Annotated in this window: 18 protein-coding genes; 7 read left to right on the top strand and 11 right to left on the bottom strand. The window is 72.8% G+C overall.

Translation table 11 applies throughout. The features are described 5' to 3' along the window. Positions 1-15 precede the first annotated feature (15 nt). Together ACFFXY_RS05540 and ACFFXY_RS05535 are read right to left on the bottom strand one after the other, a co-directional pair. Positions 16-384: a hypothetical protein gene (locus ACFFXY_RS05540; protein WP_359950704.1), complete on the bottom strand. Its 369-nt coding sequence runs from the start codon at positions 382-384 to the stop codon at positions 16-18. A gap of 191 nt (positions 385-575) precedes the next feature. Continuing rightward, a complete protein-coding gene (locus ACFFXY_RS05535; protein ID WP_382346751.1) occupies positions 576-1,412 on the bottom strand; it encodes a hypothetical protein in 837 nt (278 codons plus the stop codon). 429 nt (positions 1,413-1,841) lie between these two features. Here ACFFXY_RS05535 and glnII point away from each other — a divergent pair, with 429 nt between their 5' ends. From glnII to ACFFXY_RS05500, 7 genes are all read left to right on the top strand, one after another. After that, positions 1,842-2,855 (top strand): glutamine synthetase, encoded by a 1,014-nt coding sequence (gene glnII / locus ACFFXY_RS05530; RefSeq protein WP_382346748.1) that lies wholly within the window; start codon positions 1,842-1,844, stop codon positions 2,853-2,855. Between the two features lie 170 nt (positions 2,856-3,025). Then, complete coding sequence (locus ACFFXY_RS05525; protein ID WP_382346745.1) at positions 3,026-3,763, top strand: DUF6270 domain-containing protein; 738 nt, start codon at positions 3,026-3,028, stop codon at positions 3,761-3,763. A gap of 142 nt (positions 3,764-3,905) precedes the next feature. Then, a complete protein-coding gene (locus ACFFXY_RS05520) occupies positions 3,906-4,622 on the top strand; it encodes a DUF6270 domain-containing protein (protein ID WP_382346742.1) in 717 nt (238 codons plus the stop codon). Between the two features lie 50 nt (positions 4,623-4,672). After that, the gene (locus tag ACFFXY_RS05515; RefSeq protein WP_382346739.1) at positions 4,673-6,343 is read left to right on the top strand and encodes an asparagine synthase-related protein; all 1,671 of its coding nucleotides are present in this window, start codon (positions 4,673-4,675) and stop codon (positions 6,341-6,343) included. A gap of 63 nt (positions 6,344-6,406) precedes the next feature. Continuing rightward, positions 6,407-7,276 (top strand): polysaccharide lyase family 20 protein, encoded by an 870-nt coding sequence (locus tag ACFFXY_RS05510; protein ID WP_382346736.1) that lies wholly within the window; start codon positions 6,407-6,409, stop codon positions 7,274-7,276. Positions 7,277-7,383: 107 nt separating this feature from the next. Then, positions 7,384-8,526: an O-methyltransferase gene (locus ACFFXY_RS05505; protein ID WP_382346733.1), complete on the top strand. Its 1,143-nt coding sequence runs from the start codon at positions 7,384-7,386 to the stop codon at positions 8,524-8,526. Positions 8,527-8,574: 48 nt separating this feature from the next. Continuing rightward, positions 8,575-10,155 (top strand): glycosyltransferase family 2 protein, encoded by a 1,581-nt coding sequence (locus tag ACFFXY_RS05500; RefSeq protein ID WP_382346730.1) that lies wholly within the window; start codon positions 8,575-8,577, stop codon positions 10,153-10,155. A gap of 10 nt (positions 10,156-10,165) precedes the next feature. On the opposite strand, the gene ACFFXY_RS05495 is transcribed toward ACFFXY_RS05500, so the two are convergent. The 9 genes from ACFFXY_RS05495 to ACFFXY_RS05455 form a co-directional block, all read right to left on the bottom strand. Continuing rightward, on the bottom strand, positions 10,166-11,752 hold the full coding sequence (locus ACFFXY_RS05495; protein ID WP_382346727.1) for a hypothetical protein: 1,587 nt from the start codon (positions 11,750-11,752) through the stop codon (positions 10,166-10,168). A gap of 60 nt (positions 11,753-11,812) precedes the next feature. Continuing rightward, a complete protein-coding gene (locus tag ACFFXY_RS05490) occupies positions 11,813-13,777 on the bottom strand; it encodes a glycosyltransferase family 2 protein (RefSeq protein ID WP_382346724.1) in 1,965 nt (654 codons plus the stop codon). Continuing rightward, on the bottom strand, positions 13,774-14,379 hold the full coding sequence (locus tag ACFFXY_RS05485; protein ID WP_382346721.1) for a hypothetical protein: 606 nt from the start codon (positions 14,377-14,379) through the stop codon (positions 13,774-13,776). Before ACFFXY_RS05485 ends, ACFFXY_RS05490 begins: the two co-directional genes overlap by 4 nt. Positions 14,380-14,531: 152 nt before the next feature. Further along, positions 14,532-16,814 (bottom strand): acyltransferase family protein, encoded by a 2,283-nt coding sequence (locus ACFFXY_RS05480; protein WP_382346718.1) that lies wholly within the window; start codon positions 16,812-16,814, stop codon positions 14,532-14,534. Between the two features lie 174 nt (positions 16,815-16,988). Then, a complete protein-coding gene (locus ACFFXY_RS05475; protein WP_382346715.1) occupies positions 16,989-19,115 on the bottom strand; it encodes an acyltransferase family protein in 2,127 nt (708 codons plus the stop codon). Positions 19,116-19,241: 126 nt separating this feature from the next. After that, positions 19,242-20,918 carry an ABC transporter permease gene (locus ACFFXY_RS05470; protein ID WP_382346713.1) on the bottom strand — a complete coding sequence of 559 codons (1,677 nt, stop codon included), beginning with the start codon at positions 20,916-20,918 and terminating at the stop codon, positions 19,242-19,244. Beyond that, on the bottom strand, positions 20,905-21,960 hold the full coding sequence (locus ACFFXY_RS05465) for an iron-containing alcohol dehydrogenase family protein (RefSeq protein ID WP_382346710.1): 1,056 nt from the start codon (positions 21,958-21,960) through the stop codon (positions 20,905-20,907). The genes ACFFXY_RS05470 and ACFFXY_RS05465 overlap by 14 nt, the downstream gene beginning before the upstream one ends. Beyond that, positions 21,960-22,754: a phosphocholine cytidylyltransferase family protein gene (locus tag ACFFXY_RS05460; protein ID WP_382346707.1), complete on the bottom strand. Its 795-nt coding sequence runs from the start codon at positions 22,752-22,754 to the stop codon at positions 21,960-21,962. The genes ACFFXY_RS05465 and ACFFXY_RS05460 overlap by 1 nt, the downstream gene beginning before the upstream one ends. 208 nt (positions 22,755-22,962) lie before the next feature. Then, positions 22,963-24,186 (bottom strand): NADP-dependent isocitrate dehydrogenase, encoded by a 1,224-nt coding sequence (locus tag ACFFXY_RS05455; protein ID WP_382346704.1) that lies wholly within the window; start codon positions 24,184-24,186, stop codon positions 22,963-22,965. Between the last annotated feature and the right edge of the window lie 206 nt (positions 24,187-24,392).

Raw genomic sequence — 24,392 nt, 5'->3', positions numbered from 1 at the left:
CCGCCTCGGGAAGTCCTACTCGTTCAGGTGGTCGTAGTTCGCGCACTGCTGGTCGAGCGACGGCGCGACGCCGACGTTCTGGCCGCAGATCTGCCAGTGGGCGGCGTCCGAGATGTCCAGGTTGCCGAGCGACACGTCGCCGGCGGTGACGCCGGACTGCGGGCCCTCGCCGATGTGGTCGCGGTTGTCGCAGACCTGGCCGAACGACTGGGTCAGCACGTTCTGGCCGCAGATCTGCCAGTGCGCCGCCGAGGAGGCGTCGATGTTGACGAGGCTGACCGGGCCGGCGGTCACGCCGGAGTTGTTGCCACCGGCCATCGCGGGGGCGGCGGCGGCTGCGACGGCGCCGGCGGCGACGGCGGCGACAGTGAGAACCTTGCGCATGATGTGCGGTTTCCTTCTGGGTCGTGCGCCCGATCGTTCGGGCGACTCATGTGGTTTCCCCGCCTCTGTGGAGGCGGCGGTGACGGCCTGCCGCGCGTCGGCGCGCCGGACTCGCCGGGGATCTGGTCCCCGGGTTCCGTTGGGAGTTGCGAAGGCGGACTTCGGTTCCCGCGCGTCGACGCGCGGCGGCGCTAGTCTGGGGCGACGGACTGCTCGGCGGCGCGGTCCAGCGGCCGCCCCAATTCCCCGATCACCGTGCGGGAGAGTGACACCTCTTCCCCCCCGGCGGACGGGGAGACGCAGACAGCGTTGTGGCCGCTGTCGACGCTGATACCGGCGGTCGAGCCAGTGGCTCCACCGGGGATGATCTTCAGGTCCGGAAGCGCGGCGCCGTGGTACCCCCACGGCTCGGCAGCGGTGCGCGGCGTACCGTGCACCTCTTCGACCTCGGACCGGTCCGTCCCCCGCATGTGGTCTGCGGAGCACTCGAAGGCGGCGGCCGGCCGGCCGCTGGGCGCTCCGTAGAGCGCCGCCGCCACCTCGCTGGAGTCTGCATTCGCCGCAAGTGTGGTGAAGCTCGGCTGTCCTGCGGCAGCGGCGAGGACGCTCCCGGGCGTCGTCGCGTCGCCGAACCGCAGGCCATCGGTCACCAGTCGCGCCAGGTCGCCGACCGGATCGGTCGGGGGCGCGACAGTCTCATAGACACCGGACACCGCGGGGGCGGGGCGGTCCGCAATGGACGCCGTTCCCTGCACGAGGGTTCCCACCAGCGGTGCCACTACTTCGGCGGTGCCGTCTCCGACGGACTTGTCGTCCAGGTCGAGCAGGCCGGGGCCGCCCGGCAGCATCGTGCGCACGTCGCCGTCCGTCTCGTCCACCAGCGATCCCGTCGAATCGGCAAGGCCCGACACCAGCCCCGTGACCTCCCCCTGCACCGCCGCTGCCCGATGTCCCTGCTGGTTCTGCGGGATCAGTCGCGCGGCCAGGCGCGACATGTCGGACACCTCTGCGGTGAGGGGGTCGGTCATCGCGGCTAGGCCCTGTGATGACGCGGAATCGTCTGATGCCCAAGCGGATGTCGCCATGGCGAAGGCCCCCAGAAGCAGGGACCCGAATGCTGTGAGCGCGGCGCCGAGGAGGAACCGGAGCACGCTGGTGCGGCGGGTGTCCCCGCTGCCGCCTGCGATGCGTCCCATCGTCTCCCCCGTCGTCCTGAACCTGAGCGCGAGCGGTCTGGCCGCTCGCACCTAGAGAACGAGAACGGACCAACGGTGGATACGGGGTGAATCAGATTTTCTCCCCGAAATAGGGTGAACAGGACTCACAGCCCCACCTTACTCACCCGCAGCACCGCTTAACAGACTGTTTACATGTGATCAACGAGGGGGAAATTGCCTTCTGGGAGCGTGGCAGCACAGCCTCACGGCTGGACCTCGTATGAAGAAGGGCTCCCACCGATGGCCATCAAAGCCGAGTACATCTGGATCGACGGCACCGAGCCGACGGCCAAGCTGCGTTCCAAGACCAAGATCCTCGGAGCCGGTGAAGAGCCGCCGATCTGGGGCTTCGACGGCTCCAGCACCAACCAGGCGGAGGGCCACACCTCCGACTGCGTGCTGCGCCCGGTGAAGACCGTCCCGGACCCGATCCGCGGCGGCGACCACATCCTGGTCCTGTGCGAGGTCCTCGACATCGACTTCACCCCCCACCCCTCCAACACCCGCGCCAAGACCGCCGAGACCGCCGAGAAGTACGCGGGCCAGGAGTCCTGGTTCGGCATCGAGCAGGAGTACACCTTCATGGTGGGCGACCGCCCGCTCGGCTTCCCCGAGGGCGGCTTCCCCGCGCCGCAGGGCGGCTACTACTGCGGCGTCGGCGCCGACGAGATCTTCGGGCGCGAGATCGTCGAGAAGCACCTGGACAACTGCCTCGCCGCGGGCCTGCCGATCTCCGGCATCAACGCCGAGGTCATGCCCGGCCAGTGGGAGTTCCAGGTCGGCCCCGCGTCGGCCCTCGAAGTCTCCGACTCGCTGTGGCTGGCCCGCTGGCTGCTCTACCGCACCGCCGAGGAGTGGAACGTCTCCGCGACCATCGACCCCAAGCCCGCCAAGGGCGACTGGAACGGCGCGGGCTGCCACACCAACTTCTCCACCAAGGCCATGCGCGAGGACTACGAGCCCATCATCGCCGCGTGCGAGGCCCTCGGCGAGAAGGCCGCCGAGCACATCGCCGTCTACGGCGACGGCATCGCCGACCGCCTCACCGGCGCCCACGAGACCGCCCACTACACCCAGTTCTCCTACGGCGTCTCCAACCGCGGCGCCTCGATCCGCATCCCCTGGCAGGTCGAGAAGGACAAGAAGGGCTACCTCGAAGACCGCCGCCCCAACGCCAACATGGACCCCTACCTCGTCACCGGCAAGATCGTCGACACGGTCTGCTCGGCCCTGGAGAAGAAGGGCCTGGTCTAGCACCAGCTCACAAGGGGCGCCGCGGATGCCGCGGCGCCCCTTTCCGCGTCCCGTCCGCCATCCGGGACCCGCCCCGCTTCGCACCCGGCCCGCCGGACCCCCTCTGCTATGGTCGTTTCGGTCATAACCGAATAACCCTCGGAAAAGCAACCGGCAGGAAGCGAACGACCATGACCCCGGACGAACCCTTGCAATACTCCATTTTGGGCACCTGCGTGACCCGCGACGCCGCCGACGTCGGCCGCGCCCCCCTGCCCAAGCCCGTGCACTACTTCTCCCGCACCAGGATCCAGAGCCTCGTCTCCCCGCCGTCGCCCCTCGACCCCGACGACGTCAAGCTCAAGTCCCCGTTCCAGCGGCGCGTCATCATCGAGGACCACGACAAGTCCGCGGCGCGGACGCTCGCGACCCTCGACCACCCCCTGGTCGTCGACCTCGGCGACGAGCGCTCCCCGCTCGTGCGCACCCGCACCGGCGGGCTCGTCACCGCCACGCTCCACTTCAACCAGCTCGGGCTGGGCGACCGCCCGGACGTCACGCCGGTCCCCGAGGACTGGGAGCTGCGCGACGACGGCCCGTTCGCGGAGGCGTGCCACTACTTCGCCTCCCGGTTCGTGCCGAACCACCCGGTGGTCCTCCACGCCGGGTACTGGGCCACGCACGACGCCGACGGCAAGCCCGTCGAGAAGATCAAGATGGCCCAGCGCTACAACGCCTGGCTGTACCGGGCCTACGAGATCTTCGGGAAGGCGCTCGGCCCCCGCATCCGTTACGTCGTGCCGCCCGAGGAACTGCGCGTCCCCGACCCGCAGCACCGGTGGGGCGAGGAGCCGTTCCACTTCCCCGTGGAGTACTACGACGAGCTGTCCCGCCAGATCCGCGAGGTCCTCCAGCCCGCCGCCGCCTGAGACCGCCCGAGGGGGCGCCGTGACCGATCGTGCCGACCGGTGCGGACCCGCCGACCTGCTACAGTCGACACGGCCTGATCCGACGCCCCCTCACCCCCGACGGATCCGCACGGCCGACGACCTGCGACGAACGGCCCTCAGCATGAAGTACTCCCTCATCGGCTCCTGCGTCACCCGCGATGCGGGCGACCTCGGCGCGCACCCGCTGCCCCGCCCGGAGTACTACTTCTCCCGCACCAGGATCCAGAGCATCGTCTCGGACCCGACGCCCCTGGACCCCGCCACCGTCAAGCTCGACTCCGAGTTCCAGCGGCGCGTCATCATCCAGGACCACGACAAGAGCGTCGCCCGGATCGCGCCCACCCTCGACCACCCCGTCGTCATCGACCTCATCGACGAGCGCGCCCCGCTCGTCGACACCGGGCACGGCCTCGTCGCCGCCACCCTCCACTTCAACCAGGCCGGGCTCGGCGAGCGCGGCGACGCGCCGGTCGCCGAGGACCGGGAGCTCGCCGACGACGGCCCCTTCGCCGAGGCCGCGCGGCGGTTCGCGGCGCTCCTGCCCGACCAGCCGGTGGTCGTGCACCGTGCGATGTGGGCGACCGAGGACACCTCCGGGGCGCCGCTGTCCAACCACGAGCTCGCCGCCCGGTCCAACACCTGGCTCGACCGCGCCTACGACCTCCTCGAAGCGGCCGTCGGCCCCCGCGCCACCAGCGTCACCCTGCCTCCGGAACTGGTGGTCGCCGACCCCGGCCACCGCTGGGGGCTCGCGCCGTTCCACTTCCCCGACCGGTACTACGACGAGCTCGCGGACCGCCTCCGCGCCGCGCTCGCGCCCGCGTCCGCCCGCCGCTGAGCGGACCGCGTCCCCTCCCCCACAAGTGAAACCCCCAAGGAGCCGGTCCGATGCGACACGCCCCCGGCGGCCGGGCGATCCGGTACCGTTCCCGCCCTTACGTGTGCGGCGCCCTCGGCGACTGGGACCGGCGGCGGCTCGACGAGCTGCTCGCCGCCGCCCCGACCGCCGTCAAGCGCACCGCCGAGCACGACGGCCTCGTGCTGCACGCCTCCGGCGGGACCGACCGGTGGCGCTCGGGCGACCACCGCGGCCGCCTCTGGGGCCCGCTCGCCGACGGCCCCGCGCCCCGCGGCTGGCGGGAGGCCGCCGAGTCGCGCATGGCCGCCGGGGCGGCGGCCGGCCCCGGGTACGCGGCGCTCCACACCGACGCCCTCGGCCTCCAGGACCTCTACTACCGGCGCATCGGCGACGCCGTCTACTTCTCCGGGCGCATCGAGCCGCTCCTGCCCGTCGGCGGCGCCCGCGCGCACGTCGACTGGGGCGCCTGGGCCTCGACGCTCGCCATGTCCTCCCCCGTCGACGACCGCACCCCCTTCGCCGAGATCAAGCGCATGCGCGCCGCCGGGGCCTGGACCTGGCGCGACGGCCGCCTCCACTGGGAATCGTTCGAGCCGTCATGGGCCGGAGCAGAACCCGACCCGGACCTCGGCCCCGAAGAGGCACTCGCGGTCCTCGAAGACGTCCTCGCCCCCGACCGGCGCACCGCGGTCACCCTCAGCGGCGGCTGGGACTCGCGGCTCCTCGGCGTCCTCGCCACGCGGAAGGTCGCGCGCATGCGCGCGTGGACCGTCAGCACCGACGACGGACTCGACCTCGACGTGCGGTACGCCCCGGCCGTCGCCGAGGCGCTCGGCTTGCGCCACCGCGTGATGATTCCCGCGGACACCGCGTGGAACGACCACCACGCCGCGGTCTGGCGGCGCACCGGCTACCAGACCCTCTTCCACACCTGGCTCATGCCGCTGGCCGAATCCCTCCGGCGCGAGCGGGTCCGGCTCCTCGACGGCCTCGCAGGCGACGTCCTCTTCGGCGGCTCGTTCCTGTCGGAGGCGACACTCGCCGAACCCGACCCCCGCGACCGGTGGCAGCTCCTGCGCGAGCGCATGGAGCGCAAGCGCGACGAGGTCAAGGCCCAGCTCCACCCAGGCGTCGAGGCCGCGTTCGAAGAGCTCCACGCAGGCGCGTTCAAGCAGGCCGTCGCGCCGTTCGACGGCCACCCCGCGGCCCTGACGCTCGGCGCGCTCCACACCCGCACCTGCCGCTCGATCGGCATCTCCCCCATGTGGATCTTCGCCCCCGAGACCGAGACCGCCCTGCCGTTCGTCCACCCCGAGGCGGTGCGGACCGCGCTGCGCATCCCGCCGGAGGCCAAGGTGGGCAAGGCGTTCTACCGTAGGATGCTCGAAGCCGCCGACCCGCGGACCGCCGCGCTCCCGTCCACCAACGACCCGCTGCCGGTGCCGCGGCCCGCGATCGGCCCGCGCCGCCAGACCGGGCCCGCCGCCATCGCCGCCCTCACCGACCGCGTCAGGTCCTCCGAGACCGTCATGGGCCTGCTCAGCGACGACCTGCGCGCCGACCTCGCGGGCGCCGACTTCGCCGAGCGGGTCCGCAAGGACACCGCGCGGTTCCGCGTCCTCGGCTGGGCCGGGCTGCTCGCGGCCTGGCTGGAGGACTTCGCGCCGCACCTGGACCTCGACGGCGGCGCGCGCCCGTGAGCTCCGGTACCCGCCGGACCGGTCCGCCCGACGTGCGGACGCGTGATCGATAGCATGGGCCGCATGAAGCGGACCGCCCTCACGTACGCCGCGGTCGCCTTGGCCGCCGCGGTCATCGCGGTGGCCGCAGTGGTGGTCGCCGACCGCTCGGCCGACGCCGACACCACGTTGGAGTCCCCGCCGCCCGAGGCCGGGTGGGGCCCGCGCCACGGCGCCACCGAGCACGTCGACTGGGACTCCGAACTGGCCTTCCAGGGCTGCTGCGACGACAGCGTCGAGGAGAGCGACTACTCCCGGGACGGCGGCCCGGCGTTCCGCAGCTATCTGCGATACGGCGACGAGCGCGTCGCCGACGGGCCCCGCGCCGAGACCCACACCGCCCGGTGGGACGAGAGCCGCTTCGGCCCCGGCGACACCGTCTACTACGGGTTCAGCGTCTACCTCGTCAGCACATGGGAGCCCGACAGCTCCGAGGACATCGTCTTCCAGTGGCACACCGAGCCCGAGGACTGCGAGACGGACAAGCCGCCGAGCGCGTTCCTGTCGGTCCAGCCCGAGGGCATGTGGCGGCTGCGCGTCAACTCCGACGACGACCCGTGCACAACCGCCGACTCCGTCGAGAAGACCGGCTTCGACCTCGCCGACGCCGCGCCCGGCCAGTGGCACGACTTCGTGTTCGCGTTCCGGTGGGACTCGACCGACACCGGGGTCGTCAAGGTCTGGCACCAGACCGACCTCGCCCCCGGCTGGGAGCAGGTCCTCGACACCACCGGCCCCAACACGTTCAACGACGCCGAGGCGAGCGGCTACCTCAAATGGGGCCTGTACAAGCCCGCGTGGAACGACGGGCCCACCGACGTGCCCTCCCGCGTGGTCTTCCACGACAACATCGCGTTCGGCGCCGGCTTCGACGCCGTCGACCCGAGCGGGTGACCCGCACGACTGCTAGTCTCGCCGCACCGACACTCCTACCTCGACACCCTCGCCGACGCGGACGCCGCCCCGCGCCGCCGGCAGCGATCGAAACGCAGGCACGCCATATGACCCTTCCCCGCCGCCCCCTCCTCGTCCCGCTCCTCGTGCTGGGCACCGCCGCAGCGGCCGCCGCCCTCGGCCTCGCCGCAGGCGGCGTCCCGGGAGCGGTGCTCGCCGCCGGGGTGCTCCTCAGCGGCGCCGTCGCCGCGTCGGCACTCGTCCTGCGCCGCCGCCAGCGCGAGCAGGAGCGGCTCCTGCGCGGCCTCGCCGACGCCGTCGCGGCGGTCGAGCGGACCGCGGCGAACACCCGGTCGCGGCAGATCGAGCTGTCCGAGCGGCTCGACGCACGCTTCGAGGAGGCCCGCCGGTCCTCCGGCGACGTGCGCCTGGAGCTGGCCGCCGCCGAGCGCCGCGCCGCCGAGCGCCACACCCAGTCGCGGCACTGGGCCGAGACGGCGCTGGCCCGGCACGAGGCGCTCTCAGAGCGCGCCGTCCACATCGCCGCGGCCGTCGACGCGACCCGGTCCGAGACCGACCTGCGCGGCCGGGCCAACCGCGACGCCGTCACCACCGAGGCCCGCCGCGTCTACGGCAAGGTCGAGGACCTCCTCGCGCTGTACCACGACATCGACCCGGGCCGGGCCCTCCCGCACACGCAGGGCTGGGCCGCGGGCGTCGACCTCGCCCGCTACCTCTACACGCAGGTCCGCGAGCACGGCCGCACCCGCGTCCTCGAATGCGGCTCGGGCAGCTCGACCGTCCTGTTCGCGTACGCCCTGCGGGCCCTGGGGACCGGGAGGGCCGTGGCCCTCGAACACGAGCCGCGGTTCGCCGAGATCACCCGCGGCATGCTCCGCGAACGGGGCCTTGAGGAATGGGCCGAGGTCGTGGACGCGCCGCTGGTGGACGTGGCGCTCGCCGGGGAGTCCTGGCGCTGGTACGACCCGCAGGCGGTCCCCGCGGGCGAGTTCGACCTCCTGGTGGTCGACGGGCCGCCCGGGAGCACCGGGCCGCAGGCGCGCTACCCGGCCGTCCCGGTCCTCTACGAGCATCTCGCCCCCGGCGCGCTCGTCGTGCTCGACGACGCGTTCCGCCCCGAGGAGCGGGCCACCGCCGAGCGCTGGGCCGCCGAGTTCGACGGGTTGGAGCCCGAGCGGATCGGGCACGAGCGGGGGACAATCGTCCTGCGGAAGCCCACCGGCGCCTAGCGCCGCGGCCGACGCGCAGCCCACGAACCCGACAGACAACCGAGGACCATGACGCATACACCGTCCGAGCGGCCCGACCGCGCGATCGTCCGGCGCAACGGCTACGAGGCCGTCCGCCCCGCCGGGGACCTGCGACCGACCCGGACGGTGTCCGTGGTCGTCCCCGCCTACCTCAACCAGGCCAAGCTCGACTTGACGCTGGCCGCGCTCACGGCGCAGACCTACCCGGGCGACCTGATGGACGTCGTGGTCGCCGACGACGGCAGCGAGCCCCCGCTGCGCCTGCCGGAGGTGCGGCCCGAGCGGACCCGGATCGTGCGGACCCCGGAGGGCTCCTGGGGAATCGCCGCCGCCGTGGACGCCGCGATCCGCGCTTCGGAGGGGGAGGTCGTCCTGCGCCTGGACTCCGACGTGGTCCCAGTGCGCGGCCACGTCGAGGCGCACATGCGCTGGCACCACGCGGGCGACGGGTTCGTCGTCCTCGGCAAGCTCGTGTTCGTGGACACCGACGCCGCGGACCTCCGCCCGGAGCAGGTCCGCGACGCGGTCGCGGCGGGCGGGACCCGGGCCCTGTTCGAGGGCCTTGAGTACGACGAGGACTGGCAGATCGGCCTGGTCCGCGAGTCGGGCGGCCGGATCGACGACGAGGTGCGGGCGTTCATCACCGCGAACGGCGCGACGGTCTCGTTCACCCGGGGGATGCACGACGCCTGCGGCGGCCTCGACCGGTCGATGCCGCTGGGCAGCGACACCGAGTTCGGGTACCGGCTGGCCCAGCAGGGCGCGGTGTTCGTGCCCGAGGCCGAGGCGGGGGCCTGGCACCTGGGCGTGTCCCAGATGAAGTCGGCCCGCAAGAAGGCCGGGACCCGCTTCCGCCACCAGTACATGGCCGGGCGCGTCCCGAGCCTGCGGTACCTGCGCAACCGGCCCGGCCTCCAGTGGCCCGTCCCCTATGTCGAAGTGGTCGTGGAGATCGGCGAGGCCAGGCTCGAACACGTCCGCACGACGCTCACGTCGGTGCTCGGCGGGTCGCTCCAGGACGCCTCGGCGGTCCTCGTCGGGCCTTGGGGCGAGCTGGGCGCCGAGCGCGTCGCCCCGCTCGACGACCCGCTGCTGGAGCTGCGGCTGATCCGCGAGGCGTTCGGCGGCGACCCGCGCGTGTCGTTCAGCGAGGCCCCGGACCGCACCGCCGCGCCGACCCCGTTCCGGCTCACCCTGGCCGCGGGCGCGGCCCTGGAGTTCGACGGCCTCCAGTCGCTCGTGGCGCACGCCGACGGGCGGCGCCTGGGCCTGGTCGAACTGGAGGACCCGGTGGAGGGCCGCGTCGCGGTCCTGGAGCGGACCGCCGCGGTCAACCGCGCGCTCCGGCTCGGCCTCGGCGCGGACGCGGCGGCGATCGAGCGCGTCTGGGGTTCGGGCGTCGAGCCCGCGGACCGGTGGCTGCGGGCCGCGAAGGGCGCCGAGGGGGCGCTGGCGCGGCGGCGGCGCATGGCGCGGCTGGAGCTCGAACTGACGCGGCTGCGCGCCGACGAGCGCTACGCGGCCTTCGAGGCGAACCGGTTGGGGCGCTTCGCGGTCCGGGTGCGCCGGGGCCTGGGGCGGCGGGTCAGGCGGGTCCTCGGCCGCTAGGGCGGCGCGGTCAGGCCGCCACGACGCCGTCGGCGGCGGCCGTCCGCAGCCGGTCCACGCCGAGCCCGGCGACCCGCGCGAGCTGCGCCTCGTGGGAGAAGTGCTCGCGCACGTACCGGACGGCCTTCTCGGCCTGCTCCGCGTAGTACGCCGGGTCGGTCCGGAGCCGGTCGAGCACGCCCCGGACCTCCTCGGGCGAGCAGTAGATCGCGGCGTCCCCGAACAGCTCCTCGAAGCGGTGCTCCATGACGCACGGCAGGCCCACGGCCATCGCCTCCAGAGGCGCGCGGCCGAACGCCTCGGCGCCCTCGCTGGAGATGAAGTAGACCATGGCGTCGACGTCCGCGAGGAAGTCGCGGGAGGGCATCGAGTTGAACGGGTGGTCGACCCAGTTGGCGGGCAGCCCGCCGAGGATCTCCTTGGGGATCTCGGCGCCGCCGAGGATGCGGACCTCGTAGTCGTCGCCCTCGGTCGGGTAGCAGGCGCGCACCAGGTCCGCGGTGTCCGGCCACTTCAGGCGGGCGTCGCGGGAGTGGCGGCCGATGCGGAACGGGCCGCCGTCGCGCTCGCGCTGCCCGGGGCGGCGCCATTCGGCGGCGTCGATGCTCTCGTACCAGAACGCGTCGGCGAGGTCGACGCGCTCCATCTCGTCGGCGTGGTGCTCGCGGAGCGCGTCGCGCACCACTGGGCCGATCGCGTACCAGGTGTGGTCGCCGACCCATTCGGTGAGGTTCTCGTAGACGGTGCGCACGTCCCACGCGACCGAGGTGCCGCCCTCGGGACCGTAGAAGGAGTACGGGGTCTGGTTGACGACCAGGACGGTGCGGGCCGCGGTGATCCGGGGGCGGTCGTCGAGCAGCCGCATCACCGCGGGCGGGAACCGCACGATCATGAGGTCGCATTCGGCGGCGTCGGCGGCGTCCAGCAGGCGCACCTGCTCGCCGTCGACGAGGTCCAGGATCTTCTGGTCGATGGGGCGGGCGACATCCCAGTGGTACACGGGGTGGTGCAGGAGGCCCACGGTCAGCCCGGCCTTGCGGTAGGCGCGGATCTCCTCGGCGTTGGCCGAGGTCGTCCCGCCGGGAAGGGCGAAGTGCGAGGTGATGACGATGTCGAACCGCAGCGGGTCGCGGTCCTCGCTTCGCGCCTCCTTCGCCGCGTACCAGTCCATGACCATCTCGGCGACGGCGAGCCGGTACGCGGGGGACGCCGACGCGGAGGTGACCACGGGCCGCAGCTCGCGCATGGCGGTCGCCGAGAAGCCGCCGAACAGCCGCGCGCGCCAGTTCTTGAGGATGCGGCGCTGCTCGTCGGTGAGCTGCACCGAGCGGAACGGGCCGGAGCGGCCCTGCACCGACTCGGGGCGCTGACGGGCCTCCTCGGCCCGGCGGACGCCCCGGTACGTCCGCAGCGCGACGAGGACGACGACCCCGGCCTCGGCGACGAGGACGGCGGCGGTGAGCGCGATGGCGAGGCGCTGCGGCAGCAGGTAGGCGAGGACCGCCGTGACGAGGCTGAACAGGGCGAGGACCGCCAGGGCCGTGCGCACGCCTGAGCGGCCGAAGCGCGTCCGGACGGTCTCTGAGATTCTCACCATGCTCGTTTCACCAGTTGTCTTCGGTCGGAAGGGTTCGCGGAGCGGCCGGGCCGCCCGCGGTCATCTGCGCCAGCGCGACGCGGTCTTGACGGCCGCGAGGGCGGCGGCCCCGCAGGCGAACACGAGTCCGCCTGCGGTGAGGGCCAGGCCGAGCGGCCCGGGGAACCCGGCGAGGACCGCCGCCGCGACCGCCGCCGCCGCGAAGGTCACGGCGAGGGCGGCGAGCGCGCGGGGTCCGGGCTGCCTGCGTCCCCGGCGGCGGGGCGCCGGGGGCCGGGGCAGGCGACGGTCGAGGGCTTCGGCGGCGACGGCGGCGCCGTCGGGGCGCTCGATGCGCAGCGCCTCGTCGGTCTCCTGGTCGGCGACGACGACCTTGGCGGCGTCCACGGCGACCGGGTCGACGAACTCGATGCCCTCGTCGCGGGCGAACGCGAGGACTTCCGCCGCGATGGGGGTCCTGAGGAGGGTGTGCTCCCACGGCTTCGCGTAGTGGGCGAGGGCGATGGTGCGGCCTTCGGCGAGGGCGGCCTGGGCCGAGCGCAGCAGCGCCTGGCGGCGGCGGTCGAAGGTGCGCCAATCGGCGATGAAGACCCGGTCGACGGGTCCGGGCTCGTATCCGGGCTCGGTGAGGCGGCGCGGGGCGTAGACGCGGCGCGGGCCGTCCTCGGGAAGGTAGGCGTCGGCGCCGCGGCGGATGGCGGCGTGCCAGAGGCGGTAGCCCGACTCGTAGGCGACGCGGGCGGGGTGGAGCCAGCCCTGGCCGATCTCGCCGTGGGAGAGGGTCCCCGAGTGCTGGCGGACGATCGTGTGCCGGCCGGCGACGGCCGCGACGGCCTTGTCGCCGAAGGCGCTGACGAGGCGGAACCGGAACTCGGAGTCGGCGGCCTTGCGGGTGCGGTCGAAGCGGCCGAGTCGCGGGAGGACCTCGGCACGGCGGTACATGATCGAGGTGGAGCGGATCTCGGTGAGGGCCCGCCCGGGTTGGAGGAGGATCCGCAGGTCGGCGGTGGCGCGGATGCCTTCGGAGTAGGTCATGACGATCTCGCGGGAGCGGACCATCGGCTCGATCTGGGCCTCGATCCAGCGGGGGTGGGCCCAGTCGTCGGAGTCGAGGCCGGTGACGAACACGCCGGTAGCGGCCTTGAGGGCGTCGTTGCGGGCGGCATAGGTGCCGCCGTTCTCCTCGCGGCGCAGGAGCCGGACGCGCCCGTCGAGCCCGGCGGCCTCGGCGAGGACGTCGTCGTAGTCGGGGCCGGAGGCGTCGTCGACGAGGAGGAGCTCCCAGTTCTGCCAGCTCTGCGCGATGACGGAGCGGACGGCGGTGAGCAGTTCGGGGCCGGGCCGGTAGGCGCTCATGAGGATCGAGACGCGCTGTCCGCCGTGGACCGGCTTCAGGCCGGTGAGGGCGAGGCGGTCGAGCAGAGGGGCGTCGCCGTCGCGCAGTTCGAGGTCGAGGTCGGCCCAGGCGGCGAACTGCTGGAAGCGCCGCAGGAACTCGCCGGTGTCCTCGCCGGGCGCGGGGTGGTGGAGTTCGGCTTCGAGGGCGCGGCGGACGGGACGGTCGATGTTCTTGTAGGCCGCGAGCGCGTCGGCGACGCGGTCGGCCTGCCCGAAGTGGAACATGAGCTCGGCGTGCAGGCCCTGGTGGGCGGCGTTGACGATCTCGTTGCCCTCGTCGAGGACCCGGTCGTACAGCTCCAGGGCGCGCTTGCGGTGCCACGGTTCGAGCGGCTGGACGGCGAGAACCCTGGTGAGGGCGACCGCGGAGGCGCAGTGGAGGCGGCCGGTGCGCGGCATGGGCTCGGGGGAGAGCAGTCCGCCCGGGTCGCCGGGGCAGGCGAGGCGGGCGAGCATGTGGCGGGCGAGCCGGGACTTCCCGGAGAGGGCGGAGACGGTGAGGGCGTTGAGGGTGGCGCCGCTCCGTTCGAGCCTTGCGAAGTGGGGTTCGAGGGTCTTGACGACGACCGGCCCGCCCCCGGTCGGGGCGCGCCGGTCCTCGTCGGTCGTTTCGGCGACGAGGGTCACGCAGTCCACCCGTCGGGGAACGGGAAGGTCGTCAGGAGGGACTTGCAGGCGTCGTAGACCGCGACGAAGTCGGAGTTCGACCACTGGCAGGTCACCTGGATGGCGTGGGACGCCTCGAAGAAGTAGTGGTTCTGCTGCACGACCTCGGTGCTGCCCAGGGGGAAGCCGGTGAGCATGCCGACGCCCGCGCGCCCGTGGGCGATGGTGCCGCGGTCGTTCTCCAGCGTGTACTCGTACCCGACCTGCGCGTCGTAGTCGCGGATGTAGGAGACGGCGCCCCGGTAGTCGGAGTCGTCGACCGGGTCGGGGAGCACGTACGTGCTGACCTGGATGACCGCGGTGTCGGCGCCGCCGTCGAGGCGGAAGCTGTAGGTGTTGACCGCATCGGACATCGGCACCTCGCGGACGAGGGCGTCGTCGGCGGTGAAGCCCTCGGGGGCCTGGATGTCGAGGGCGACGGGGTCGGTGACGCCCGCGAACGGGGAGTCCTCCTCGGCCGCCTGCGGGTGGCCCCCGGCAGGGGCCGTCAGGTCGGCGTCGGTGCTCGCCGAGCAGCCGGCGGCGGCCAGGGCGACGACCGCGATGGGCAGGAGCGGTCGCATCAACCGGTTCAGGTCCATTGGTCTGGGGGTCCCTTCGGGGAGTCGCGATGTCCCGATGGTATCAGGGGAACGCTCGCGGTCCGGTGCCCCGAGCACCCGGTCCGACCTGGACCGCGGCCCGTTTTCGGGGTGGGCGTCCCGATTGCCGCTCCTCACTGGACGGGGAGGCGCTCGGCCAGCAGCGGAGCGAGCGAGCTGATGTACGAGACCGTTATATGGTTCCGGTCACGGTAGACCTGGAGGTGTTCGACGACCACCGGGCAGACGTCCTCCAGGCAGAACCACGGGACCACGTCGATCACGGTGGCGCCGGAGGCGCTCTGGGCGACCGACTCCGCGTCGCGCAGGTTCCCGTTGGGCAGGGCGTCGGCGCGCGGGGGCACGCACTCGGGGACCTCGTCCTGGTGCGTCGCAAGGCAGTCGGGGACGTTCCACGGGGTCCTGGGGGTGTCGCTCAAGGTGACGACCGCCGCGCCGGAGTCCTTCAGGCCGGTGAGCGTGCGCTCCCAGCCGGAGGCCCAGGCCGCCGCGTCGTCCTCCCCCGGCAGGTCGTAGAACACCGACGAGGTGGCGATCACGAGGGCGGGCTTGAGCGAGCCGAGGTAGTCGACCACGTCGCCGCGCCACTGGTCGCACTCGGAGTACTCGCGGTCCTCGCTCGGGTGGTCGACGGTGACGTCCGGGACGGGGCAGGAGGCCTTGGAGCGGACGACGACCCGCCAGTCGCGTTCGAGCGCGATCGACTCGACGGCGGGGAACCACTGGGCGGCGTGCGAGTCGCCGAACAGGACCACCGTGGTGTCGGCGTCGGCGCTGCCGTACACGCAGTCGGCCTCGCTCGCGGTCTGGTTGAAGCTGAGGAAGCACCCGTCGGCGAACACCCGCGGGTAGTCCTCGGCGACCGATTCGAGCGGCGGCTGGAGGTCCTCGGGCAGCGTCTGCGTCTGGGCGCCCTCGGTGAGCGTCGCGGTGAGCCCTTCGATGTCGTCGACCTGGATCTCCTGCGAGGCCTGGTTCTCCTGAGCGGTCCGCAGCTCGGTGACCGAGGTCGCCACGACCGTGCCGAGGGCGAGCAGGGAGCAGAGGATCCCCGCCCCGATGCCGTACCCGGAGTGGGACTTGAGGAGCTTCGCACCGCGCATCGGCTGCTCGACCAGGAGGTACGAGAGCTGGGAGAGCGCGAACACGGCCGCGAGCAGGGCGAGGTTGAGCACGAGCGAGGGCTCCGCGCCGATCGCCAGCGGGATGAGGATGAGGACCGGCCAGTGCCACAGGTACAGGCTGTAGGAGATCTTCCCGACGTACTGGAACGGGCCGGTGGCGAGGAGGGCGGCGGCCGGGTGGCGGTCCCAGCCGGTCCCGGCGGCGATCACGAGCATGGTCCCGACCACCGGCAGCAGCGCGGTGTAGCCGGGGAACGGGGTCGCCGCGTCGTAGAGGAACGCGGACCCGACGACCGCCGCGAGCCCGGCGATGCCCAGCACGGCCGCCACGGCCTTGGGCAGGCGCCGCCAGGTCGGAAGGGACAGCGCCAGGAGCGCCCCGGCGGCGAGCTCCCACACGCGGGTGTGGGTCGCGTAGTACGCGGCGGCGGGCGTGGCCTCGGTGAGGAACACCGAGGCGACGAGCGACAGCGCGAACACGGCGGCGATGGCGCCCAGGCCGATGCGCACGGCCTTGCGCGGGTCGCGCTTGGAGAGGGCCGCGGCGCCGAGCAGGAGCAGCGGCCACACCAGGTAGAACTGCTCCTCGACGGCGAGCGACCAGTACTGCTGGAACGGGGACGGGAGCTGGTCGGCGTTGAGGTACTGCGTCTGCTCGGCGACGAACCGGAAGTTGACGACGTAGACGACGACGGTGAACGCGTCCTGGAGGACCGATTCGAGGCGGGTGATCGGGTACCACAGGGCCGCCCCGGCGACCGTCGCGATCGTGACGACGCTGGCGGCGGGGAGGATGCGGCGGGCGCGGCGGGCGTAGAACCCGGCGATCGAGACCGTGCGGGTCGCGAAGACCTCCTCCACCAGCAGCGAGGTGATGAGGAACCCGGAGACCACGAAGAAGACGTCGACGCCGACGTAGCCGCCCGCCATGAACGGCAGGCCCGCGTGGGTGAGCAGCACCAGGACGACCGCGACGGCGCGCAGCCCCTGGATGTCGGGCCGGAACCCGGTGCCCTGCCAGCGGGCGGCCGGAGCGGGTGCGGCCGGGACGCCGGGACCGGGCTGCACGGGCGCGACCGGCGGGGGCCGGATCGGGTCGGGCGCGCGGAACGGGGCGCGCGCCGGATAGGGGCTCGGCATGGTCCTGCGGGCGGTCCCGGGCGGGGGCACGGCCTGCCCCGGGGTCGTCAGCGGCAGGTGCAGCGTCGACTCCTCGTTGACCGCAGGCCCCGCGGCCGCGCGCCGGGGGTCGGGGGGCTGGGGCGAGGTCATCGTGCAACAGTCTCCGTCTTGGGGTGCCGGGTCGGTCGCACCATACTAGGCGTCCGCGTCCTGCCTTCAGGCTCGGCGGTGTCGGATGGTTTGGGCCCGTCCGCAATCCTACCGACCGGTGGGCTTTCGCGCTGGCCCCGGACGGTTCCGTCTCGGCCCCTTGGCCTCCCGCGCCTAGCCGGGGAGGGGGAGCGCATCGCCCAGGAGGGTTGCGAGGGACGCGGCGTACGGGGTGCTGACGTGATGGCCGTCGCGGTAGACCGCCATGTCGTCCACGACCAGCGGGCACTGCCCGTCGACGCAGAACCACGGCTCGGTGTCGATGGTCGTCACGCCCGCGTCGGCCTGCGCGGCGAGGCTGAGCCCGCGGTAGTCGAGGTGGGAGAGCGCGTAGGGGTCCTCCGAGACGCACTCCTGGACGGCGCCTGGGTTGAGCGCGAGGCATTCGGGGGCCGCTTCGCCTGTCGCCCAAGGGGTGTCGGTGAGGACCGCGACGGCCCCCGCGTGCTCGGCGGCGGCGCCGAGGGCCGCAGCCCACCCTTCGGACCAGGTCCGCTCGGGGTCGTCGGCGCCGAACGGGGTGCTGTTGTCAGTGCTGCCGAAGACGACCAGGTCGGGCCGCAGGTCGGCGATCTCGTCCTGGACGCGCTGCTTCCAGTCCCAGCACTCGGTGTACTCGCCGTCGCTCTGGGTGGAGCCGACGTGGACCTCGACGGGCGTGCAGGAGCTCTTGGTGCGGCTGACCAGGGCCCAGCCCTCCCGGTCGGCGAGTGCGTCGAGGGCCGGGAACCACTGCGCCGCATGGGAGTCGCCGTAGAGCAGGACGATTGTGTCGGAGCCGGGGTCGCCGTAGGTGCAGTCGGCGGGCGGTTCGGTCTCGTCGAAGTCGAGGTGGCAGCCGTCGTCGTAGGTGGCGGGCCGGTCGCCGTCCATGCCCGCGAGGGGCGGGAGGAGGTCGGCGGGGAGGGCGGTGGTCTCCAGGCCGTCGCGGAGGCGCTGCTCCTGGGCGGTGAGGTCGTCGGCGGCCTCGATCCTTGCGAGGTCGACCGGTTCGGTGCCGCCAGGGGTCTTGGGGAAGACGTGGAGGAGGGCGAGGACGGCGGCGGCGCAGGCGAGGGAGGCGGTGAGGCCCATGAGGAGGCCCGGCGCGTTGCGTTTGAGGGGGTGCCAGTTGCGCACGGGCTCTTCGATGTACGCGTAGGAGAGCTGGGCGACGCCCACCGTGGCGACGACGAGGACGAGGTTGAGGCGCAGCGTGGGGTCGGTGCCGAGGGCGAGGGGGGCGAGGATGAGGATCGGCCAGTGCCAGAGGTAGAGGCTGTAGGAGATGCGGCCGAGGAACTGGAACGGGGCGGTGCTCAGCAGGGCCGAGGCGGGGTTGCCGCCGGGGCCTGAGCCCGCGGCGATGACGGCGGCGGTGCCGAGGACCGGGGCGAGGGCGGCGTAGCCGGGGAAGGGGGTGGCCTCGGTGAACATGAAGCCGGACAGGAGGATCGCGGCGAGGCCGCCGAGGCCGAGGACCCACGCGAGGGCCCGCGGGGTCTTCTTGAGGGCGGGGAGGCTCAGGGCGAGGAGGGCGCCGGCGGCGAGTTCCCAGCCGCGGGTGTGGGCGGCGTAGTAGGCGGTCGGCTGCGAGGCGGCGGTGACGGCGACCGAGAGCGCGAGGGTCGCGGCGAAGATGACCGCGGAGCAGACGATCGCGGCGGCGACGAGGCGACGGGGGCGTCTTCCGGTGCACACCAGGAGGACCAGGAGGAGCAGGGGCCAGACGACGTAGAACTGCTCCTCGACCGCGAGGGACCAGAACTGCTGGAACGGGGAGGGCGCCTGGTCGGCGTTGAGGTACTCGGTCTGCTCGGCGACGAAGCGGTAGTTGACGACGTAGACGACGACGGCGAGGGCGTCCTGGAGGACCGATTCGAGGCGCGTCACGGGGTAGAACACCCACGCGCCCAAGGCGGTCGCGACGGTGACGACGGCAGCGGCGGGCAGGATGCGGCGGGCGCGGCGGGCGTAGAACCCGGCGATGGAGACGCGGCCGGTCGCGTGGACCTCCTTGACGAGCAGGGAGGTGATGAGGAACCCGGAGAGGACGAAGAACACGTCTACGCCGACGTAACCTCCTGCGGCCCTGGGGAACCCGGCGTGCGAGAGGAGGACCAGGCCGACGGCGACGGCGCGCAGGCCCTGGACGTCGGGCCGGAACCCCAGGCCGGGCCAGCGGTCGGGCGCGGGGACGATGCGGGGCAGCAGGAGCGTGTCCGTGCGTCCGGGGTCCGTGCGGCTCGCGGTGGTCGTCATCGGGCGGTGCGCCACGTCGAAGGCATCGGGACAGTGTCCAGGAGCGAGGTGGCCCGGGGGTGAACGCCGCGCGGACCGCAGGGAAACGAAACGGCCCCGACCAGGAGGTCGGGGCCGTCATCTCGCCTAGAGCGCCTTGAGGACGCGCGGTTCGAGCTTGTAGAAGATCCAGCGGCCGAAGAACAGCAGGAAGATCGAGAAGCCGACGGCGACGGCGACCTGGTAGGTGGTCGGGGCCAGTTCGGGGTTGAACGCCGCGCGGTGCATCGAGAAGATGCCGACGAGCGGGTTCGAGGAGAACAGGTCGTAGATCCACGGGTTCTCCTTGACCGTGGGCGCCTCGGCGACCTTGGAGACCGGGTAGATGATCGCGGAGCCGTAGAACAGGAGCCGCATGACCAGCGGCATGAACCGCTGCACGTCCTTGAAGAGGACGTTCGCGGCCGAGAGCACGAACACCATGCCCGTGGTCAGCATGGCCTGCACCAGGATCGCCGGGACGAGCCAGAACAGGTTGAGGCCGAACACGCCGCCGTCGAGGATCGCGACGATGATGAGGATCGGGAAGCCGACCACGTACTCCGCGAAGCGCGCGAAGACCTTCGAGACCGGGAAGACCTCTCTGGGGACCTTCATGACGGTGATGAGGCTGGCCTGCCCGCCGAGCGCCTTCTGTCCCTCGCCGACCGCGGAGCTGTACCACTGGTAGGCGAAGATGCCGGAGACGATGAACAGCAGGTACCCGGAGCTGCCCGGGAGGGTGCGGCCGCCGCCGAAGACGAGGTCGAACACGAACCAGTAGATGAGGGTCAGGCCCAGCGGCTCGATGAGCGACCACACGTAGCCCATGACGGTGGACTGGTACTTGACGGCGAGGTCGCGGCGGACCAGGACCGACATGGCGTACCGGTGGCGCAGGAGCGCCGTGAACCCGGTCGTCAGCGGGAACTTCCGCTTGAGCGGCTTGGCCTCGGCCTCGCGGGTGTTGTCGATCGGGCCCTCGTCGCGGCGCGCGGAGTCGAGGAACGCGGGGAGCTCGGCGGTGTCGTCGATGTTCCGGCGGATCGGGGAGGCCCCGGCCATCGGCATCTCGCGGCCCGGCTCGGCGCGGGTCGCGTACGGCGCCTGCGGGACCTGGCCCGGGCCGCCGACGGCCTGCGGCACGGGGGGCGCGACGGCGGGCGGCGGCGGGGGCGTCTGCGGCTGGTAGTGCTGCTGGCCCGGCTGCTGCTGGCCGGGGTGCGGCGCGGGCTGGGCGTACGGCTGCGGCGGCTGCCCCGGCTGCTGCCCGTAGCCGGGAGGCGGGGGCGGCTGCTGGCCCGGGTGGGGCGGGGGCGGCGTCTGGTGGTGCTGGGGCTGCCCGGGGTGGGGCGGCTGCGGCGACTGGTGCTGCGGGGTGCTGTAGGGCGCCTGCGGGGCCCCGTAGGGCTGCTGCGGGGAGCCGTACGCGGCGGGCGGCGGCGGGACCTGGCCCGGGTGCGCCGCGGGGTGGGGCGGCGCGGCCGGGTTGTAGCCCGGCTGGGGCGCATAGCCCTGCGGCGCGGGGGCCTGCGGGGCGCCCTGGGGCTGCCCCGGGCCGCCCGGGTGGGGCGGCGGGGTGATGCCGGGCGCGGCCGACGGCGGAGGGCTCGCGAACGCGGCCGAACCGGAGCTCATGGCCCCCGGCGGGTATCCCGCGGGAGCGGCCGAAGGCCCGGCGCCGAAGCCGCCCTGGGGGGCGGCCGCGTCGGTGGGGTCCGGGCTCCCGTCGCGGTTCCCGGCTGGGCCGGAGACGCCGTCGGGGTGCGGGCTAATCGAGCTCATGCATCATCTCCGTCAGGTGTCGCTCCAGCGCCACCGAGTCCAGTTCACGATGTTCGAGAATCGTATAACGGCCTGGCCGCGTCCTCGGCGCGTAGGCCACCGCTGTGGCGAGCTGGGCGGTGGTCAACCCGAGTTCACTCGCGGTGCGCGGCAGGCCGTGCCGTCCCATGGCCGCGGCGAGCTCGGCGAACAGGGCCGCGTCGCCGCGCAGCCACGTGCACACGAGCGCCCCGAGGGCCCCTTCGGCCCCATGGGTCGCGAGGCCGGGGTGGAGCGCTTCGAGGGCGTGCGCGATCTCGTGGCACCCGCCCGAGCAGGGCCGCGAGGACCCGGCCATCGAGGACGCGAGGCCCCCTTGGATGAGCGCGTCGGCGAGGGTCGCCAGGAACGCGTCGTCCGCGATGGTCCCGGGGTGGCGCAGCACCGCTTCGGCGCCGGTGCGGGCGATGGCCGCGGCGAGGCCGTCCACGGGCTCGCCGTTGACCTCGTGCGACAGGTGCCAGTCGGCGACCGCGGAGAGGTTCGTGAGGGCGTCGCCGATGCCGGACTGGAGCTGGTGCGCGGGGGCGCGGCGGATGAAGTCGAGGTCGGCGAGGACGGCGAGCGGCGGGTGGACCCCGTAGGAGACCGAGACGCCGTCGCGTTCGAGCGAGGCCGTGGGGGACGCGAGCCCGTCGTGGGCGAGGCTCGTGGCGACCGAGACCATCGGCAGGCCCAGGTCGGAGGCCGCCCACTTGGCGGTGTCGAGGAGCTTCCCGCCGCCGATGCCCACGAGCGCGTCCACGCGGTGGTCGTCGCGCAGGCGCTTCGTCAGCTCCTTGGCGCTGTCGAGGCTGCCGGGATCGACGGTGTGGACCGTGGCGTCGGGCAGGTGGTCGAGCTGGTCGGCGATGGTCTCGCCGAGGCCCGGCCCGAGGGCGACGGCGACGCGGCCGCCCGAGGAGATCCGGGAGTCCGCGAGGAGCTCCGGGAGGCGCGCGACGGCGCCCGCGGAGACCTCGACGGTGATGGGGGCCAGCACCGTGCGGGCGAACGTGGGCACTAGAGCGCCTCGGCGCTCTGCTGTCCGGATCGCTCCGCACGCTCCGCGCTGTGCCGCCTGGATCGCTCCGCAAGCTCCGCGATCTCTCGCGCCACGGCCCAGTCGGCGTGGTCGTCGACCTCGGTCCAGGCGACGGGCCCGGTGGAGACCGTGCCGATGCGCCCGGCCTCGGCCAGCAGTTGGAAGGCGTCCTCGTAGTAGAGGGTCGAGTCGCGCGTGAACGTCGCTTCGAGGGCCTTGGTGAGCTCCTCGGCGATCCCGGCGGGGATGAGGCTCACGCCGATGTACTCGCCCGCGGCGGCCGCGATCGGCTGCTGCTTGTGGATGAGCTCCACGCCGTGCTCGCCGATGCGGACCTTCATGGCCTCGTCGGTGAGCTGCTTGTGGTCGTCGAGGGCCAGGAGCAGGCGCGGGTCGTCCTCGGCGGCGGCCAGGAGGCGCCGCTCGATGCTCGCGGGGTGGACGGTGTCGCCGTTGACGAGGATCGCGCCGCCCTCGTACCGCTCGCGGGCGGTCCACAGCGAGTAGGCGTTGTTCCAGTGCGGCTTGTCGTTCTCGACGATCGTCACCTGGACGCCGTAGCGGGACTCCAGCTCGGGGGCGTGCTCGCGGATCTTCTCGGCGGCGTGGCCGACGGTGACCGCGATGTCGGTCACGCCGACCTCGGCGAGGCCGCGGACGATGGTGTCGAGGATCGTCTCGGTCCCGGCGACCGGCAGGAGCGTCTTCGGGAGGCGGTCGGTGTCGGGGCGCAGGCGCTGCCCCTGTCCGGCGGCGAGGATGACGCCTCTCATGTCTGCCTTTCGGTCGGGGGGCACCGGCGGCGCAATCTGCGCGAACCGGTGTGCAACCCGGCTAGTTTACAAGCCGCGAAAGGGGGGAGGCCCCTGCCGAGTGTGCGCCTGCACACGTCGGCCGGGGCCTCCAACTGGGAAGGGGCGGGCACCGTGCGAACGGTGACCGCTCCCTCTACAACGAGTCCGGGACGGACCCGGTTACGCCCTACTTGGCGGCGATCGACTTGGCGAGGTTCTCCGAGAGGGTGTCGAGGAACTCGTCGGTGGTCTGCCACGGCTCGTCCTTGCCGATGAGCAGCGACAGGTCCTTGGTCATCTTGCCGCCCTCGACGGTGTCGATGACGACCTTCTCCAGCTCGTTCGCGAACGCGGTGACCTCGGGGGTCCCGTCGAGCTTGCCGCGGTGGGCCAGGCCGCGGGTCCACGCGAAGATCGAGGCGATCGGGTTGGTCGAGGTCTTCTCGCCGCGCTGGTGGGCGCGGTAGTGGCGGGTCACGGTGCCGTGCGCGGCCTCGGCCTCGACGGTCTGCCCGTCGGGGGTCATGAGGACCGAGGTCATGAGGCCGAGCGAGCCGAAGCCCTGCGCCACGATGTCGGACTGGACGTCGCCGTCGTAGTTCTTGCAGGCCCAGACGTAGCCGCCCTCCCACTTGAGCGCCGCGGCGACCATGTCGTCGATGAGGCGGTGCTCGTAGGAGAGGCCCTTGGCCTCGAACTCGGCCTTGTACTCGTTGTCGTAGATCTCCTGGAACGTGTCCTTGAACATCCCGTCGTACGCCTTGAGGATGGTGTTCTTGGTGGACATGTACACCGGGTAGTTCCGCTGGAGGCCGTAGCGGAACGAGGAGTGCGCGAAGTCCTCGATGGACTTCTTGAAGTTGTACATCGAGAGCGCGACACCGCCGCCCTCCGGGTAGCGGGCCACCTCGAACTCGATCGGCTCGGTGCCGTCGTCGGGGGTGAAGGAGACGGTGAGCGTGCCGGGGCGGTCGACCTTGAAGTCGGTGGCGCGGTACTGGTCGCCGAAGGCGTGGCGGCCGACGATGATCGGCTTGGTCCAGCCCGGGACCAGGCGCGGCACGTTGCTCATGATGATCGGCTCGCGGAAGATGGTGCCGCCGAGGATGTTGCGGATGGTGCCGTTCGGGGAGCGCCACATCTTCTTGAGGCCGAACTCCTCGACGCGGGCCTCGTCGGGGGTGATGGTCGCGCACTTGACGCCGACGTGGTGCTCCGCGACCGCGTTGGCGGCGTCGACGGTGACCTGGTCGTCGGTGGCGTCGCGGTGCTCGATCGAGAGGTCGTAGTAGTGCAGGTCCACGTCCAGGTAGGGGTGGATCAGCTCGTCCTTGATCTTGCTCCAGATGATGCGGGTCATCTCGTCGCCGTCGATCTCGACGACGGGGTTCGCGACCTTGATCTTCGCCATGGGTTTCGGCACCTCTCCTTGCGCTTCGCCGCGCGTGGTCGGGACGGGGAGCTACAGCTCCTAACAGTACGAGCGTACTGGGCGCGGGTGAAGGTCCGTCGGCCGCCCGGCGAGTCGTTGGCCACAGCCGTGCGCGCGATGATGGATCGATCCCGTCGCCGACCGGCTACCGTCGGACAGCGCCTCCCGAGTGAGACCAGGGGAAA

Source organism: Glycomyces mayteni, assembly GCF_042428885.1.
GTDB lineage: Bacteria > Actinomycetota > Actinomycetes > Mycobacteriales > Micromonosporaceae > Glycomyces > Glycomyces mayteni.
This window is presented reverse-complemented; position numbering and strand designations above follow the sequence as displayed.

Excerpts from the sequence above, each read along its gene's own strand:
- ACFFXY_RS05540 (WP_359950704.1), bottom strand. The coding sequence starts at position 384 with ATGCGCAAGGTTCTCACTGTCGCCGCCGTCGCCGCCGGCGCCGTCGCA.
- ACFFXY_RS05535 (WP_382346751.1), bottom strand. The coding sequence starts at position 1,412 with ATGACCGACCCCCTCACCGCAGAGGTGTCCGACATGTCGCGCCTGGCC.
- glnII (WP_382346748.1), top strand. The coding sequence starts at position 1,842 with ATGGCCATCAAAGCCGAGTACATCTGGATCGACGGCACCGAGCCGACG.
- ACFFXY_RS05525 (WP_382346745.1), top strand. The coding sequence starts at position 3,026 with ATGACCCCGGACGAACCCTTGCAATACTCCATTTTGGGCACCTGCGTG.
- ACFFXY_RS05520 (WP_382346742.1), top strand. The coding sequence starts at position 3,906 with ATGAAGTACTCCCTCATCGGCTCCTGCGTCACCCGCGATGCGGGCGAC.
- ACFFXY_RS05515 (WP_382346739.1), top strand. The coding sequence starts at position 4,673 with ATGCGACACGCCCCCGGCGGCCGGGCGATCCGGTACCGTTCCCGCCCT.
- ACFFXY_RS05510 (WP_382346736.1), top strand. The coding sequence starts at position 6,407 with ATGAAGCGGACCGCCCTCACGTACGCCGCGGTCGCCTTGGCCGCCGCG.
- ACFFXY_RS05505 (WP_382346733.1), top strand. The coding sequence starts at position 7,384 with ATGACCCTTCCCCGCCGCCCCCTCCTCGTCCCGCTCCTCGTGCTGGGC.
- ACFFXY_RS05500 (WP_382346730.1), top strand. The coding sequence starts at position 8,575 with ATGACGCATACACCGTCCGAGCGGCCCGACCGCGCGATCGTCCGGCGC.
- ACFFXY_RS05495 (WP_382346727.1), bottom strand. The coding sequence starts at position 11,752 with ATGGTGAGAATCTCAGAGACCGTCCGGACGCGCTTCGGCCGCTCAGGC.
- ACFFXY_RS05485 (WP_382346721.1), bottom strand. The coding sequence starts at position 14,379 with ATGCGACCGCTCCTGCCCATCGCGGTCGTCGCCCTGGCCGCCGCCGGC.
- ACFFXY_RS05480 (WP_382346718.1), bottom strand. The coding sequence starts at position 16,814 with ATGACCTCGCCCCAGCCCCCCGACCCCCGGCGCGCGGCCGCGGGGCCT.
- ACFFXY_RS05475 (WP_382346715.1), bottom strand. The coding sequence starts at position 19,115 with ATGACGACCACCGCGAGCCGCACGGACCCCGGACGCACGGACACGCTC.
- ACFFXY_RS05470 (WP_382346713.1), bottom strand. The coding sequence starts at position 20,918 with ATGAGCTCGATTAGCCCGCACCCCGACGGCGTCTCCGGCCCAGCCGGG.
- ACFFXY_RS05460 (WP_382346707.1), bottom strand. The coding sequence starts at position 22,754 with ATGAGAGGCGTCATCCTCGCCGCCGGACAGGGGCAGCGCCTGCGCCCC.
- ACFFXY_RS05455 (WP_382346704.1), bottom strand. The coding sequence starts at position 24,186 with ATGGCGAAGATCAAGGTCGCGAACCCCGTCGTCGAGATCGACGGCGAC.